General features: G+C 34.5%; 10 protein-coding genes. 9 read left to right on the forward strand and 1 reads right to left on the reverse strand.

Translation table 11 applies throughout. The features are described 5' to 3' along the window. The first annotated feature begins 20 nt into the window (after positions 1-20). The 4 genes from Q0845_RS08680 (at position 21) to Q0845_RS08695 (ending at position 9,568) form a co-directional block, all read left to right on the forward strand. A complete protein-coding gene (locus Q0845_RS08680; protein WP_298511798.1) occupies positions 21-4,355 on the forward strand; it encodes a hypothetical protein in 4,335 nt (1,444 codons plus the stop codon). Positions 4,356-4,364: 9 nt separating this feature from the next. Further along, complete coding sequence (locus Q0845_RS08685) at positions 4,365-5,237, forward strand: immunity 49 family protein (RefSeq protein ID WP_298511800.1); 873 nt, start codon at positions 4,365-4,367, stop codon at positions 5,235-5,237. A 90-nt stretch (positions 5,238-5,327) separates the two neighbouring features. Next, positions 5,328-8,129 (forward strand): hypothetical protein, encoded by a 2,802-nt coding sequence (locus Q0845_RS08690; protein WP_298511803.1) that lies wholly within the window; start codon positions 5,328-5,330, stop codon positions 8,127-8,129. Between the two features lie 134 nt (positions 8,130-8,263). Next, complete coding sequence (locus Q0845_RS08695) at positions 8,264-9,568, forward strand: ATP-binding protein (RefSeq protein ID WP_298511805.1); 1,305 nt, start codon at positions 8,264-8,266, stop codon at positions 9,566-9,568. Between the two features lie 40 nt (positions 9,569-9,608). On the opposite strand, the gene Q0845_RS08700 is transcribed toward Q0845_RS08695, so the two are convergent. Beyond that, positions 9,609-11,324: a WG repeat-containing protein gene (locus Q0845_RS08700; RefSeq protein WP_298511807.1), complete on the reverse strand. Its 1,716-nt coding sequence runs from the start codon at positions 11,322-11,324 to the stop codon at positions 9,609-9,611. A 530-nt stretch (positions 11,325-11,854) separates the two neighbouring features. Between Q0845_RS08700 and Q0845_RS08705 the strand changes: the two genes are divergently transcribed. The 5 genes from Q0845_RS08705 to Q0845_RS08725 all read left to right on the forward strand — a co-directional run bounded on the left by Q0845_RS08705 (position 11,855) and on the right by Q0845_RS08725 (position 18,255). Continuing rightward, positions 11,855-14,959 (forward strand): T9SS type A sorting domain-containing protein, encoded by a 3,105-nt coding sequence (locus Q0845_RS08705; RefSeq protein WP_298511808.1) that lies wholly within the window; start codon positions 11,855-11,857, stop codon positions 14,957-14,959. A 310-nt stretch (positions 14,960-15,269) separates the two neighbouring features. Continuing rightward, positions 15,270-15,752, forward strand: coding sequence for a hypothetical protein (locus Q0845_RS08710; protein WP_298511810.1), 483 nt, complete (start codon positions 15,270-15,272; stop codon positions 15,750-15,752). A 24-nt stretch (positions 15,753-15,776) separates the two neighbouring features. Next, positions 15,777-16,961 carry a hypothetical protein gene (locus tag Q0845_RS08715; protein WP_298511812.1) on the forward strand — a complete coding sequence of 395 codons (1,185 nt, stop codon included), beginning with the start codon at positions 15,777-15,779 and terminating at the stop codon, positions 16,959-16,961. Positions 16,962-17,029: 68 nt separating this feature from the next. Further along, complete coding sequence (locus Q0845_RS08720; protein WP_298511814.1) at positions 17,030-17,683, forward strand: hypothetical protein; 654 nt, start codon at positions 17,030-17,032, stop codon at positions 17,681-17,683. A gap of 140 nt (positions 17,684-17,823) precedes the next feature. After that, a complete protein-coding gene (locus Q0845_RS08725) occupies positions 17,824-18,255 on the forward strand; it encodes a hypothetical protein (protein WP_298511816.1) in 432 nt (143 codons plus the stop codon). The last annotated feature ends 20 nt before the right edge of the window (positions 18,256-18,275 follow it).

Here is an 18,275-nt window from a genome sequence, read left to right on the forward strand (position 1 = left end):
CAAAATAACTATAAATAACAATGAATACAGCGCGCGTTCAAAAAAATACAACTGAAAAATCCAAAGGAAATTCCTCTGGATCAAGCTTGTTTATTGCGCCAACTCAATTAAAGAAAACGAACGAAAAATCTACTGAAAACGAAAGTCCAGACTTATTTATTGTTCCTTCACTTCAACAAGAAATGCAGGGAACACAAGAAACTTCTCAAATGTCTGAGATGGGAAGTACTTCTTTTATAAATAAAACTGCACAACCACAAACCACTGCTGTAGCGAATCCTACTGCGATAGAAGAACAAAAAGAAGAAAGTGTAGAAACGCAAACTCAAGAAAAAACGGAAGCTGTAGCTCCAAAAGCAGAAACAATCGCAGAAAAAACAGCAACTGCAGAAGTAAATGGAACTGCAAAAACACAGACGGAAGGCAAAGGAGAATCGAAAGCAGGACCGAATGGAAAAGGTACCAAAGGTAAAGGAAAAGGTGCAGCAGGAGGCGGAAAAGGATATTCCGTTCCAGGAGCAGCACAAGCAGGTATTCCAGAAATAGAAACCGTCAAAGAAGACGATGCGCCGCTAGCACTACCAACAGAAAATGGAAAAGTATATGCTGACGGATTGGTGAGTCAATCACCAACAAACTTCATGCGTGGCGTTAAAGAATCAAATACAACCTTATCGGAAGTTCGAAAAAATGAACAAACAACACTTACAGATTCACTTCCAGAAATAGAACAACCTACAGGAGTTCCAACGAAATCTGCCGCACTAAAAGAAAAAGCGAAAGCAGCTTCCGATCAAGTTGGAGCAGAAATACAAGGAGACAAGTCAATTCTGGGCGATTTAACACCGACAGGAAAAGCAGAAGGCGCTCAAATTCCTACCGAAAGTGTACAACCTGCAAGCTCTGTATTGGCCAAAATAAAAAGCTTCTTTAGTATTGGAAAAAGCGGAAGCGAAGAAGATCGCAAGTCGGAAATAAAAAGTAGTATCAATAAATTACCAACTTCAGAAAGTGTAAGTACCAATCCTGGAGAAAAGCCAACGGTTGATTTAACCGGACAGGCAGATCCAAACAAAAACAAAGATAATTTAGACGAATCTGCTGCAACAACCAATAAAGAACAAGAAAAAAATCTTGCGGAAAGTAAGCTCTACAAAGGAGAAGATGATATCTATCCAGAAATGGAATTGGAAATGTTATCGCCAACAGTCGAATTGACTGCACCGCCAGAAACGGCAGCACTTTCAGAAGAAATACCAAACGTATCTGCAGAAGTAAAAAGTAGTTTTGATACGCAAGCAAAATCATACATCGACCAAGAATTGGAACCTGATATGCAAAAGCAAAATGAGGAGTATGATAAAATGCAAGCAGATCAGGAAAAAGAACGCATACAATCTGAACAAGACATTGATGCAGAAACACAACGCGTAAAGCAAGAGCAAGAGACAGCGCAAAGTGATGCAAAATCGGATGTTGAAGCACAGCGTACGGAATGGCAGCAAGAAAATGAAAATGTCAAAAAAGAATACAGCGAAAAATCAGAAGCTGAAAAGAAAAAAGTAGATGGTGATATTGATACACAAGTAAAAGATGCAGATACCAAAATCACTACTGAATACGATAAAGCTAAAAAAGAAGCAGACAAAGAAGTAGCCAAAACAGACCAAGAAGCAGCAGCGAAAAAAGCACAAGCGAAAAAAGATTCTGAAAAGAAAAGTTGGTGGGACAGAGCTATTGATGCCGTAAGTAGCTTCTTTGACAAGCTAAAAGAAGGACTCAACAAGCTTTTTGATGGTTTACGAAAACTCGTCAAAGGACTAATTGAAGCTGCGAAAAAATTGGCCAACAAACTCATTGATCTTGCGCGAGATGCTATTGTGGGAATGATCAAAGCCTTTGGAGAAGCTTTAAAAGCTCTTGTAAACGTTGCTTTGGCAGCTTTCCCGAAACTTCGAGACAAATTTAATGCAGCTATTGATAGTGCCGTAAATGCCGCTGTAAAAGTGGTAAATACATTGGCAGAAGGACTCAAAAAAGCAGTAAGTGCTTTACTCGATGCACTCGGCGCCGTGCTCGACGCCATACTCGCAGCATATCAAGCTTTATACAATTTATTGTTGGATGCAATGAAGTTCTTAGTGTCTGGTTTAATTCAAATCATACGTTTCTTATGGAATTTACAAGTAGGAGCGTGGTATGCGCCAGGACAATTCTTTGGAGCATTGGCAGAAGTTGCTTTAGGAGGAAATCCTGCAGAACCATTAAAGAATTTTGAAGTTCCGCTCGGACAAGAAGAAGCTTGGGCAGCAGCTATGGGTAAAAATGCGGGAGAACAAACAGCAGATGCAGCAAGTGCTACACAACCAATTCCAGAAGCATTACAATCAGTATTGACAAAATCAGAACTAAGTAATGACGATGTTTCCATAGAGCCAAATCCAGCAGTAACCTTAGAACCTGAGTTGGTATCTAGCTTGCCACCATTACAAGAAGGCGTTCCGTTTGAGCTCGGAGGTGCAGGTCCAGATGCTGTAACCGCACAAGATTTCCAAGCGTCTGCAGCAGATGCAGCAGGATATGCATTACCGCCACAACAAGTAGAGCAAACGGCAGAACAAAGCGCAGGAACAGCAAGTCAGTCTGTAGACCAAGCCGCTGAAAAGCCGCCAAAACCAGATTGGATTAACATGACCGATCCAGCAAAACTAGATCATTACAACGCACAGATGTTGGTAGAATCGGAAGAAGTTGGAAACGCAGAACCACAACCAGGAAAAGCACCTTCTACACCAAATATGGACAATGATCCAGCAACATTAATTACAAAAACGGGACGTTTAGACATCGCAACACGTTTAGCGTTTATGGGACGTCAAATGATGACCGGACTGCAAGTATTTTGGAATAAAAACAAAGTATGGATTATTGCTGCCTTAGTAGCCGCATTAATTGCAGCAGGACTCATAGCGTTCTTTACAGGTGGTGCAGGATTAGTAGCCGCTGTAGACATAATTGTAAAAGCAATGGTGATTATTTTTGGAGCGTATGCAGTTTACCAAGCACTAGGACATATTTGGGATTATGTCAAAAAAGCCTGGGCAGGAGATGCTGTTGGAGCAGGTAAATCATTAGCGATGGCAATGGCTGTCATTGTGATGGAATTCTTATTAGATAAAATTCTACTAGGAATGGGGAAAGTCTTCAAGCGTGTCATGGCAGCAGCAAAAACAACTCGAATCGGTCAAAAAGTAATGAAAGGTGTCAACTTTGTTCGTAGCGGAGTTACCAAAACTGGAAACGTCATCAAAAAAGGAGTTGCCAGAATAAAAAATACACGCTTAGGAATACGAATCCAAGGTATGGTTGGAAAAGGAACTAAGAAATTAAGTAACTTACGTCAGAAAATATTAGAGAAGTTCAAATTCAAAAGAATTTGGTTTCAAAAAAGAGGAAAGTGGGTTGAACTTTGGGCTGAATTTAATCCTGATTTCATGCTCTCCAGAACTGATCCTGATACTGGGAAAAATGTAGAAGTACATGCAGATAATAGGTTTAAAGCGCAAGCAGATAAACCAGAATGGAGAAGAAATACTGATGGAACCTATGAAGTGAAAGTAGATGCAAATTCTCCTTGGGAAAGTGCTAAAAGAGTCGATGATCAAATAGATGTAAATGCTAAATTTAAAACAGATGCTCAAGGTAACATCATAGAAGATTCATTTGCTCGTAATAGACCACAAAACCCTAAAAACAAAGCAGAAGTTGATGCACTTCCAGAATTAGATAGAAAAATGCTAGATGCTGAAACAAGACGTACACAAATTGATACAGAAATAACAACAAGTAAAACACCAGAAGTAGAAGCAGCCTTAGCTAAAAAGAAAGCAAAACAAGATTTAACACCGCAAGAGCAAGCATTATTAGACGATCATTTTAAAGTAACTAATAAGAAAGTTAAGAATAGTGAACAAATTGGTGATATTGGAGCAGAAGATGCTATCAAAAAGAAACATGGAAATATAAATCATACAGATACCTTTGAAGGTCCAGGTGTATTTGACCAAGTTCATAAAACAGATACGGGTGACTTTATTTTAGTAGAAGCAAAAGGAGGAAGTTCTACCTTAGGTTCTGCTAAGCATGGTACACAACGTGTAGAACAAGGAACAAAAGAATATTTTGATTATGTTCTTGGAAGAATGCGAGGTTCTGGTGATGCTGCAAAAATGCGTATGGCAGATGATTTAGAGGCAGCGTATGATTTAGGAAATGTAAGATTTTATAAAGCACAAACACCAATTAACTCTGCAGGACAAGCACAAAGTACAGTACTTACTGAGTTTTTAATATAAAAGAACAAGATGGGTAATAAAATAGATTTTAAAAATTGGGATCAGGAAATCTTTGAATATAAGTTATCAAAAAACTTTACAGGTTTTAAAGAAAAATTTATTGGAGTTGTTCAAGGAAATGCAACTCGACTCCATAATTTATTTATCAGAAATAGGCTTTGGTTCACATTAAAATATATAGAAGATAAAACTTCAATAGAAGAACTGAAAAACTATTTCAGACATGCAATGCAAAGTATTTATGGGCATATTATTACTGAAGAACATATAGGTGAGTCACAAGAAATTTGGGTAGCAGATAAGAAAGTACAGCTTAAAAAAGAGCGAAGAGGTTCAGATACATCGATAGACACTCTTATCAATTTCTTTAATTTTGCATCTATCTGTCGTTGTGAAAAAGCAATAGAAGCTATCTTTAGACAAGATGGTACAGGTCCTTTTCTAGATAATCCAAATTCTGTAAAATCGTATTACTATGAATACTTTTTTTTAGAACGATCCTTGCATAAAATTGACGAATCAATCATAAAAAGAGAGTTAGATATTGGAAATAAAAAGGCTGAAAAATTTTATGAAGGAGAAGACGAATGGAAAGATTGGTATCAAGGAATTTATATTCCTTTGAGTGAGTTAAAATATGCCTTCTTTTTGGGAGATGAAACTTCGTTTAATGAAAAATTACAAATAGCATTAGACAAAGATCGCGCTTTTAGTGACGATTCAAAAGGAAGATGCTCAAATTCAGATTATTGGATTCCTTGGGATATTATTGCGCTAGCCTGCAGAGCCCATGACAAAGGATGGAAAATCACAGTAGAAGATAGCCGATTGCTTACATTTTTAATAGAAGGAAAATGTAATGTCTCGAATTTGGAACCTTAACAGTATAGGGAATAATACCCAAACATAGGTAAAAGTCGTACAAATCTATTTTTGTATATTTAAAAAAAACAAAAGTAAAGTCGTACTCGTATGGAAACCAATCTGTCTAATGAAGAAAAAACCAAAGAATCTATGATGGTCAAAATTGGCAACGGATTCTACAACTTCTTTACATCAATCAATAAATTTCGACGCTCTTCTTTTTTAAGTATCATCATACTTATTGTAATGTTTTTATTGATCAAAGGACTCGATCAGGCATATACGCTTTTGGTTGATATGATTGAAGACGATGCTTCTTGGTCTCTGATTTTATGCTATGTCATTATTTCTGTGTTTGCGTTGGTGATTTCGCATTATCCCATCTACATTTATTATGCAAAAGATATCAATGACAGTAAAGATGAAAACTATTGGTATGCGCATGTTTGGTTAAAATTTTACAAAATCTTTACGTTTAGTAAAAAGCCAACTCCTCAACATCAGATAGTGTCCGAATATGAAGATGATAAGAAGGAATATAAGCAAGATTATATGGCAAAATACTTCCGTTACAGTTTGGGATTGCTCATATTCTCTATATGGACGTATTATATTTACAAAACCTATGAGCCTAAATTATTCTACGCGTATGATACTTTAGATGGAATATGGTGGTGGAATTTAATTTTTTACGGTTTTCCTTTTTTAGCAATGTCGTACATGCTTACCCGAAAGCATAAAGTGGAAAAAGAAAATGCTTTATACAAAAAGGAACATGGAGAAAATTCCAAAGCCTATGAAAAGTTTTATACGTTTGGAGTCATATCATTTTACTCAATCACAGTAATTTCCATTATATTATTGCTCTTAATAGCGTTTTGGGCAAGTTTCAATACAACGTCTTATTTCTTATTACAATTTCTAACGCTTTCATTATCCTTAAACTATATTAGTTTCCGACTCTTTCGATCAAAACTAGATACCTACGCTTCCATACGATTGGTAAAATATATAGAAGTGAACTTCAATTATGTTGTCTTCTTCTTCATCATTGCACTATGTCTTCTAGGATTAATTATCTACAGTAATATTGCAGTAGCGTATGATTGGCACATGCCAAATGCAATGGTCATTTTGTTCAGTTACTTTTATATTATTTACTACGGATTGGCCTGTGTGTTAAAATATCTCTTTGTAGTACAAGCAATCAAAAGACAGAGCGAAGCGTATTCAAATGGAAATATTGATGAAGATGAATATTTAGCCTATTCAGGATTACAAGAAGGCGGAATTTCTAGACTCATTCAATTATCTGAGCAAGAAAAATTTGTAAAAAAAGGGCAAAAGAAAACCGTGTATTATTTAGCGGCGCTTATTCTTGTTGTTGGCATATCGATGTTTATAAAAGAAAGTCCAGTGCATGAATTAGATACCTGTGAATCGCGCGTTGATGCGGAGGTTTTACACATGAACGATTATATAAACACGCTTAAAACAAAACTACAAAAAGACAAACCGCTCATTTTTGTAGCATCACATGGAGGAGCTTTAAAAGCCAATATTTGGACTATGAAACTCTTAAATCATATTCAGAAGGTTACGGATGGTGAGTTTTTAAATCAAACGGCTTCCTTTTCAGGTGCTTCAGGAGGAATGATGGGACTTTCCATGTATGCAGTATTGGCAGGGAAATTTCCAAAAAATACGGAAGATTGTTATAAAAATATTGCTGACAGGATAGATGCTGTAGCTTTAAAAAATTATGCTTCTATGGATGTTTCCTATACTTTAGGTTGGGATTTTCTTCGTAAAGCAATCTTATTCAGATATTTTAGTCAGCATAAAGACAGATCTTATTATTCCATGGTTTCGTATCGTAATTTATTAGAAAACAGAAAAAATGATCGAAAATTAGACACGTTTTCATTTCAAAACTATTGGAAAGATAGTATCTATGATGAAAATAAATACTTTCCAGCAATCTTAGTCAACACGGCTAAAACCAATGGGCGAAGAGGTGTTTTTAGTTCTGTTCGTTACGATCAAAAGGAAACAGATTTGTTTTTGAATGCAGACAATTTAGCACAATTACAACCTATAGAAGCCGATGGAAAAAGACCTGTAATTTCGTTTTATCAGGCAGTTTCTTGTACCAATCGTTTTCCGGGATTAAGTCCCGCCGCAAAAATAACAGGTTACGGACATTATATTGACGCAGGCGCCATTGATAACAGCGGATTGCTCACGAGTTTAGATTGGTATGACCGACTTAAGAATATGAATGATTTTGTCATTAAACCAGAAACCAATGTCATATTTGTCGAAGTCATCAATGGGAAATCTAACTACATCAAATATTTAGTTGAAGAATTTAAAAAGAAAGCAGAGATAGATTTTATAGTATTTAATGAGAAAGAGCAAGGAAACCTCTCGGCAGTCATCAGTGCAGGCGCCAACTTAGATAAAAATCCTGACTATTTTAGTGATTTAATCAAGCGTCTTGAAAAACGTGGAAGAAAGCCTGTTGCACAAGTAAAAGATTCTTTAGATGCTGTGGCGAATTCTAAAAAGTATCGCGTGAAACACTTACCAATCTACTTGCCAAGAATCATCACGATAAAAGATGTAGAGAGTTTTATTGGTGGAGTTGTAGCAGATTCTATCAAAAATTCTGAAGGAAAAAAAATAGGAGTCAAAGCTAAATTAATTGATTATCTCTCTACAAAAAACAAAGAAATTTATGCAATGACAGAAGATACCTTGCATAAAACAGAATGGGAAACGTACGAGCCTACTTTGGCAAGACACTTAAGTCCAAGTACGCTTTTATATTATGATAAAATATTATCGGATTCTACTAGTCAAATACAAGAAAAAGTCAAATTTATAAAGAAAGCACTAAAATTGTAAGGAAAGAAAAGGGGAAAAACACCCTAAAAAAAAGTGTTTCAACGGTTTTATAAAACGAGAAGTATCCTTTTATTTATATGTTAGAAATCAGCACCTAAAAAGTGTGTTTTACCATATAAATTCATAGGATAACCATGACTACAGAACTCATAGACTACATTAAACAAGCTGTACGATTTCGATTGGCAGATATTTCAGGAAGTGACGAAACTGTTGAATTTCCTACCTTCGACTTTGCCAATGACGATTCGGAGTTTTCAAAATTCATAACAGAAAACAATTTCCAAATCTATGAAACGCTCATTCTGTTGCTCTCTATGTTGCCCTATATTGCACCTGGTTTCTTAACAAGTATTCTCTCAGAATATTTCCCGAACGGAAGTGACTTTCCAGAGTTTGGAGGCGTAAAAGGAACACAATACCGAGGAATTTTACCAACAGGGGAAACAGCTATCTTTATTGTGGTTGGAGACAATTACAGAGCGCGAAACTTTATCATTTCTATATTTAATGAAGAACATGCTTTTGCCAAAAAATCAATCTTACGATTAGGAAATGTGCCTATTGGCGAACCAAAAATAAGCGGAACGCTGTTGTTAGATTTTGAATATGTAGAACTGTTTGTATACGGTTCGGTTTCTAAACCAAAACTAAGTCAAGATTTCCCTGCCGAGTTGTTAGAAACACAAATGGAATGGGACGACTTGGTACTCAATGAAAATACGCTCGAAGAAGTCAACAATACCTTAGTTTGGATGGAACACAATGAAACCTTACTAAACGATTTCAACATGCGAGACAAAATAAAACCAGGCTATAAAGTCATGTTTTTTGGAGCGCCAGGAGTTGGAAAAACACTTACGGCAAGTTTGATGGGAAAACACACAGGAAAAGATGTCTACCGAATCGATTTATCACTTGTGATTTCCAAATACATTGGAGAAACGGAAAAAAATCTCTCCAATCTCTTCAACAAAGCCAAAAACAAAGACTGGATTCTATTTTTCGACGAAGCAGATGCTATCTTTGGAAAACGTACTGGCGTTCGCGATGCGCATGATAAATATGCCAACCAAGAAGTATCCTACTTACTGCAACGCATTGAATCACATTCAGGTTTGGTCATTCTCGCTTCTAATTATCGCAGTAATATTGACAAAGCTTTTACCCGAAGATTCCAATCCATCATCGATTTTGAAACACCAGGAGTTCCTGAACGTTTGCGACTCTGGCAAAAATACATTCCAGAAGCGTTTATGAATGATGAAATTGATCTCCAAGAAATCTCAGAAGAATACGAAGTAACAGGAGCCAATGTTGTGAATATAGTACAATACGCTTGTTTACAAGTGCTAGCAGCAGGAGGAACGCAATTAACCAACGAAATCCTAATCGATGCTATTCAAAGAGAATTCATCAAAGAAGGAAGAATGGTGTAGTGGTATGTTTTATATATAAAAACTAACAACTACGAAAATGTCAATAGCCAATATAAGACTGAGTTCTATTATGATAGCGATCCACTATAAACGCATTGCCTTCAGCATCAAAAGCTTTTGCAAAGCCTTCATTTTTAGAAAAATAGATAAAGTCGTCTATGTTGGTGTATAATAGAGGAATCATTTCTTTACCCGTAACAACGTCTATAAAGCCTTGCAAACCATTCAAAGAAACCTGTAAAAAACCATTATGAGATCGATTACTAATTCCATCATATTTTAAAGGAATTACGATACGATTCGTTTTGGTTACAATACCAACTTTTTTATGAAGACTTACAATATAGTGTTCATTTTTAGCCGGATAGTAATTTGATATATTCTCATATTGAATAGATATTAGAACAGTCCCTTTTTTATCAAACAATCCCCATTTATGATCTAAACGGACAGCGTAATTTTTGCCTAACTTTCTAATTTCTTGATACATAAAAGGAATCATTGTCTTTCCACGTTTATTGATAACGCCCCATTTTGAATCTTTTCGAAGTGGAGAACTCTTTGCAATTCTATAACTTACATTATCGTATATCATAGGAATTTTAAGTTTTCCTTTTCTATTGATATATCCGTGTTTTCCTGTTTCTTCATCTATAAGTGGCGCAAGTCCGCTTACAAAATTTCCAAGAAGCTTATACTGAGCTAATACTTCCTTACCAGATTTAGCGTCTACATATTTGTTTTCGGAATTAAATTTCCCGCCAAAAATGCCTTCTCCCAAGTAATATAAAGGCAAATCGTATTTTGTAGGAACGATAATTTTGCCCTTAGAATTCATAATTCCCCAACAATCACCATCGCGAATTGACAAAAACTCCTCTGTTAATTGTTCTACCCTTGTATACTGTGTTGAAGTTATTTTTTCTCCTTTTTGATTGAATACAAGAAAACCTTCCTCAGATCTTACAACCAATGTTTCTGCTTTAGCATTTGATTCATGCTTCGTAATATTATAATCTTGTAAGTTCGCTGTACGTGTTATAAATGGTGTCAATTGTTTTCCTGTTTCATGGTTTAGCAGAGCAAACTTTTCACCACTATATCCTAATAAATAGCCGTTGTAAATTTCGAATCGATCATATATAAAAGCAGAAGCTGGTTTTCCTTTTGAGTTTAAAAGACTCCATTTTTTGTCTTTAGATACCATCGTAAACGTTGTATATTGTTTGATGTCATCATATTCAAAAGGAAGGAGAACTTCACTTTTATAATTGGTTATTCCTGCTTTTTCATTTTTAAATGCAACGACAGTATCAAAATACAAAGATGCTATTCTGTCATACGTATCAATCGTATTTCCATGAATGTCTATAAGTTTATACTCATAACTAATTGTATAATCAGTAGTTCCACATCGATCAATAAACGCTGCATTTTTATATATAATAGACGAAACTACAGCGATTCCATCTTTAAAATAACTTGGAAAAGCATACGCAGGCTTAATGACTTCGTTTCCGTAGGAATCTATAAATCCCCAAAGATCGTTTCGCAAAACTGGAGCATAATAGATTTTTGATCGTTTTTTGACTTTTGAAAAATTTCCTATCAATTCATATCCTTTTTCTTTAATAAGTTCATGAAAACGAATATCTGAAATATATCCGTTTGCGTCAACTTCAAATGCTTTCTGGGCAAATGTTGTAGCAGTATAAAAAGTGATGAATACTAAAGCAATATAATATTTCGGAAACATGGTTGCATCTTTTTAATAAATCAAATATATGGCTTACCTAAAGTAAACGAAATGACAAAAGAGTAAACAAACCTTTTGAATGCGTAAAGTGTATCAATCTTCTTGTTTTGTAGTTTTGAAAACAGAAGGTCTAAAAGGTAAAAGGTTTGTTACATAAAAAAATGCGCCTCTGAAATTTTCAAGTTTCAGCAAAGTGCTAGATTTTAAGGTAATACAAATTGAATTAATATAGAAGAAAACTAGTTAGTTAGAAGCACAATTTTTACTTCATTTTATTCTAAGCGAATTCATTTGAGGTAGGAGTATTTTATGTAACGCTTGTTTACAAGTGCTAGCAGCTGGAGGAATGCAATTAACCAACGAAATCTTGATAGATGCAATCCAAAGAGAGTTTATCAAAGAAGGAAGAATGGTGTAATATTAGTGCATACTTGTTAAATTTATGATAATTTTCAGATAGTATACTGTAAGAATTTGTTTAGTTTAAAAAGTGTATATATTTTGCGGAAAACCGATAAACTATATACTTTATGAAAAAACGATTACTCTTACCACTTACTTTATTTTGTTGTGTCTTAGCTTTAGCACAAGTTCCTGCAAATGACAATATTGAAAATGCAACAGATATTACTTCAATACCTTATGTAGAGCTTTTTGCCAGAACTGGAGAAGCCACTGTAGCGACAAATGGTGACCTTACTGGCTGTACTATTGCCACTTTTGGATTTACAACCATACATTATCGATTTGCTCCTACAAATGATATTTCTTTAAAAATGGAGCTAAGTAATGGAAATATCAATTCCTTTATTATGGTGGCAAAATCCAATGTAGATGTCGCAACTTCCTACGATGATATTTTTTTAGAGGATGATAGTATTTGTGCTTTTAGAACTGAGTTTGAATACGACTTTATAGGAGGTGATGTTTACTACATCATTATCCATAATTCAGTAAATAGTAATATAACTTTTAGTGATGCTAATGTAGATTATGACATTACATTTCAAGATAGTTCATTGGAAAATGTACTTATCAATACTAGTTGTGTAGTTCAAGATATCGATGTAGATGAAGTTAACTTTTCATCGAGTGTAAGCAGTCCAGTTTATACTCCTTTTGATGCTGACTTAAATGATGATGGTAAAATACAAACATATGAAGCTGCTGTTATAAATGGATTAAGAATCTCATACGGATCAATTGGAAATCTTTCAGGTTTAGAGTTTTTTTCAAATCTATATTACTTAGATATTAGCAATAATAATATTTCAGATATTTCTATGTTGTCTAATTTTGAATTACAAGTTTTGGATTGTGAAGTAAATCCGTTACCAGCATCTTTAAATTTTTCTCAAAATGAAGAACTAGTTGTTTTACACTGTGGACATGAAAACTTGACTAGTTTAGATATTTCTCAAAATACGATCTTAAAAAAACTAAGCTCTTCAGTAGAAGAAAATAGTCAGTTAAATACTTTAGATATTTCAAATAATCTACAGCTTGAAGCTCTTAGGCATGAAAATTCGCAAATGAGCGCAATAGATTTTAGCCTTAATTTAAATTTAAAAGAGATTAGATTGTGGAGAAATAACCTTTCATCTGTAGACGTATCTCAATTATCTATGTTAGAATATTTGGATATATCTAGGAATAATTTTACAAATATCGATGTTACTCAAAATCCACAGCTTACATATTTAGGTTGCATTGAGAGTCAATTGACTACTATTGATGTATCTCAAAATCCATTACTTGAGAATCTGAGTGTAAGTTTAAATCAACTCATAACTATTGACATCTCTCAAAACCCGTTGCTAGAATCTTTATTTTTTCAAGGTAATCAATTAACAACAATTGATATTAGTCAAAATCCTAGTTTAAAATTTTTAAATGCAATTGACAATGAAATCAGTGTATTTGACTTTTCACAAAATCCTATTTTACAGATTGTTGGAGTGTCAATGAATCCTATCACAACCTTGGATGTTACCAACCTGTCAAATCTAACATACATAGAAAGTAATAATACATTATTAACAACTTTAGATCTTAGTCAAAATACAGCATTAAATGCTTTTGAAATTGAAGACAATTACTTTTTAGAAAGTCTAAACATTAGAAACGGAAATAACTCAGCAGTTACGAATGTTAACTTTCGCCTAACCAATACACCAAGTTTGCAAGCTATTTGTGTAGATGATATTGCCTATGCAACGGCTAACTTTCTTGATAAAGGACCCAATGCGTACTTTACTGATGACTGTAGTGCAGTTACAACACCGCAAAACCTTATTATTGGTAATGTAAATTACGATTTAGCAAACAATGGATGTGGTTCAGGAAACATTTCAATGGAAAATGTAATGGTTACAGCATTGACAAGTAATAATTCTTTATCTACGTTTACCAATTCAAATGGTGAATATGCACTTGCAGTACCTGAAGGAAATTATTTTGTAATACTCAGTGGAGGATCTTCTGGCTATATGGTAAATCCAAATAATATTTCTCAAAACTTTACAGGATTAGGAGCAAACAGTACAGGAAATGATTTCTGTGTAAGTTCTAATGAAAATACAAGTGATGTAAACATTGTAGTTTTACCAATATCTGAAACAAGACCTGGATTTGATGCTGAATATCAAATTGTATATCAAAATGCAGGGAGCATTTCTACAAATGGATCTATAACATTTGAATTTAGTGATGCAAGTCAAAATTTTATCAGTGCGTCTCCAGCAGAAAGTTCTGTTTCTGGAAACATAATAACATTCAATTTTACAGATTTACTTCCTTTTGAAACACGTACTATTGATTTGGTTATGAATACCAATCCGCCACCAACAGTAAATGGAGATGATATACTAAGTTTGACTGCTACAATTACACCAACTGCTACAGATGCTAATCTGGAAGATAATCAATATGTATTGACTGAAGTAGTAGTAAACTCATTTGATCCGAATGATAAACAGGTCTTAGAAGGATCACAAATTTTATTGGAGCAAGCAGACGAGTATTTGCATTATTTAGTACGGTTTCAAAACACGGGAACAGCAAGTGCCATAAACGTTGTTGTTACTGATGAATTAGATGATAAGTTAGATTGGGTAACATTACAACCAATTTCAGCAAGTCATGCATACAACACTCGAATTATTAATGGTAACTTTTTAGAATTTAGTTTTCCAAATATTAATTTACCAGACAGTACTACTGATGAACCAAATTCGCATGGATATATTGCATTCAAAGTAAAACCAAAATCAGATGTTGTAATTGGTGATATAATTAATGGAGAAGCTAAAATTTATTTTGATTATAATGCGCCAATAATCACAAACATGGTATCAACAGAAATTGCAAATGTCCTCTCTGTTACAGAAAATACAAATTATAATGAATTCGAGGTATATCCAAATCCAGTTTCAGATAATTTGACTGTAAATGGAACGACTCCTATCCAAACGATTTCTATATATGATATTCAAGGTAAATTATTAAAAGAGTTAGATTTTAATAAAATATCACCTCAAAAAACAGTCGAAATGAACAGTCTTACTGCAGGAATTTATTTCGTGAAGATAAAAACAGCTTTTGGAATACAAACTGTAAAAATCATTAAAAAATAGATGGGTTTCTTTTAAAACATTTATCTGTAAAAGAACTTCTATCGACATAAGAGAATTTTTTTTCTTGTGAACGCGTACAAAGACGCAATACCAATAAAATAAGGTATTGCGTCTTTTTTTATATCCAAAAACCAATCCTCTCAATCCAAAATATCACATAAATAGGTGAGACTAAAATCACATATCTGTGTGTTTCGCTGCCTATGTCTCAACACTACTTTTGGAGGGTACAATTAAATGATCATTTAAGTGAAGGAGGCATCTGAAAATCCTAAACAGAGTAAGAATCAAATTATAAAATTAAAGTGTTATGTCATTTCATACTACAATAATAAAAGCTGAAAATGGTGCTGTCTACGAAGGATATAATGTCCGTTATGTGGAAAAAAGCACACCAGAAAAATACAAGTTTCAACCAAGTGTCAGATTTACCGCAGATGGAAGCGGAACGGTAGTTTTAGAAGTAATTGCCAAAACTGCCAAAGAGAATTATGCCAAAGTTTTTACAACCAATGCAGCAACAAGTTTTGTATATGCGCCTATCAAAAATATTACGATCGAAATAAAAATCACAGATTTCAAAAAGAACGATAAGCATATAGAATTTAAATTTTTCATAAAAGGTTGTGGGGAAGTTCCACTCTTAGGAAAACAATGTGTTGAACGAACATTTCCTGTAAAATTACCCATGCCACTTGCATTAGCTGAAGAAGAACAAGACTACAATATCAGTTCGGGCGATTTGGCGCTACTTCTTATTGCTGAACAATACGAAAAATGCAATTGCAAATAATCATCAACCTTAAAAATTAATATCATGGAAAATGTGTTTGAAACTGCTGTAAAATTTATAGAGCAGAACAAAAAAGATGACCCGAGAGTATGGAATCATCTAAAAATCGCAGGATCATCTAATGAAATACAAAATGTATTCTGGTGGAATCATACGATTCGATTATATGATATTCCGCTTGAAAACAAGGAAACAATGGAACGAGCAGGTTATTTATTAGTCTCTGAATCTAAAGAATTGCCGCCAGTTGTTGAATATGCCACAGAAGGACTATCACTCAAAGAACAAATTGATCAAATGTTACAACCAACTTTGGCAATTTCGCAAATGAACGTGATGCCCAAAAAGTACTATTTCGCTTCTTCTACAGAGTTGTATGTATCGTTAGAAGATGTAAGTAGCAAAGAAGAAGTCCTGCTAAATCTTCCAAACTTTTTCATACTAACTAGCGATGTTAGAAGAGATTTGGATAGAAAACCTTCAGATGAATTCACCTCTGAAAACGTTGCAAAATACTGGAAAGAACTAGATGAAGTACGCACCGAAAGTTTGCCAAGTAAAACCTTAAGTTCAAAACCTACAAAATACCAACAAAACTGCAGTTCGTATACGTTTGGTGAAGTCTGTACGGTAGATAGAAGTTCTGGTAATACACCATGTCATCCAAGAAAAATTTCAGGCTGTGTTCCTGTGGCGTGGGTCATGTTATTATCTGCCTTAAAACGTGCACGAATTTCAGGCTATGATAAAATTTGGAAAGGAAACACTTGTTGGACCATCGATTGGCCAAGTCACTTCAGTACAAGCAATCCAAGTCAATGTGCCAAAGTAGAAGAAACCATATGGAAGTTGCATACGCTTATGGAAACATCTGATAGTGGCAGTACAAAAGATAGCAATACCATCAAAGGAAAAGAAATCTTAAAAGACTTCGGACTTACCTGGGAAATGCTTCATAAAGATGGTGAGAACTTCGCTTTTCTTCAAAAAATCATTGATGGCAACGAACCTTTTCTCTTTGACGGTCATGGAAAATGGAGTGACGATAAAGCAGGACATGGAGTCGTGGTGTATGGTTACAAGCAAGAAGGACACATGATGAAAGTGTCTTTAGGATGGGGAAAAGCATTCCCAGACAAATGGATAAATTTTGATCAATTCTCAAGCAAAGGTTTTACATATAGAGAAAATTCAAAAACTCAAGAATAAAATTGATATACAATGGCGGTATCCGAAAAGCCATAAAAGAGTAGGAACAAAAATCAAAACTATATATTATGTCTACATTTCAATTAGAAATCGCCTTTTCAGACGATGAATTAAGAGCTATTTACGATTCAGGAACGAGTGTTATTATTGCCAAACCTTCTATTGGCGGTGACGATCCAAACGTTGCTTGGCAAGTGTTCAAGCCATTTCAAGCCAATACACTCTCGTGGAAAGAAGAATACGGGATTTATGCTTCTACGAGCGAAGTGAAAAATGGTGCGCAATTAAGTCAATTATCAAGTGTTCCTGTGGGAGCTTCAATGAACAAATTGTATGTCTTAGAAGACAATGCTACCGTTTCAGGACCTTTAAGTGGAGGAGAAGCAAATTCGTATGCATTAACTAATAGCTATTCTGGAGGAATCATTCCAGGAACCGACAATCCAAACAAACGAATTATGACTGTCGGATTGTTTCAAGATGCTAATGTAAATGGAACCGATATCAAAGGAAACGCCGTATCTGCTGCACCTGTATTATTAGCAAGTACCGCAATGATGACGCCGTACACAACGGTTTACATTTGGTTGCAATCACAAGTAAAAAGTAATTCTGTAGTAACTACGGTGACATCTAAGAAAACTGCTTTAAAATTTGGTGGTGGTATCAATGAACTTTCTGTAACCTACGATGCGCCTACAGGAAAATTTCTTCCAGCCTAAATACTGAAGAATAACAAACAGAGTGATAAAACACATATTGCTCTGTTTTTTTCTTTTCAAAAAAAGTAGTTTGTTTTCATCTTTTCATGAAAGAATTTTTAACTAAATTGATGGTATATTAATCACGAACTATATATACCATGAAAACTGATGACAATCCGGTAAAATCATTAAAATTAGTAAAAGTAGCAAAAGAAAAAGATAAAAAATCTACCAATAAAATTCATGTGGAAGTAGCGATAGAAACCATATTTGAAAACCTTAAAATAGCAGAATTTTCTGCGGAAGACATAGAGAATCTTAAAACTGATGGAAAAGAACCGCTAAATATTGTCCGACTATTTGTGAACTTAATTCCTAAAGGAGAACTTGTAATAGCAGAAAAACCAGGAGATCCACTTAAAGACAAGTTAAAAATAGACAAGGCAGAAGGAGCTAAGTTTGAATTTAACGATGATGATAACTCTATATTAGTGGTAGAAACCCGAATTCTTGGAATTAGACCAGAAGGAACAAAACGTAAGGTAATAACTTATGAAGATTCTGATGTTATCGATCAAACAGAAGACTAAAAATTACGATTCAAATTCTA

The organism is uncultured Kordia sp., assembly GCF_947489565.1.
Lineage (GTDB): Bacteria > Bacteroidota > Bacteroidia > Flavobacteriales > Flavobacteriaceae > Kordia.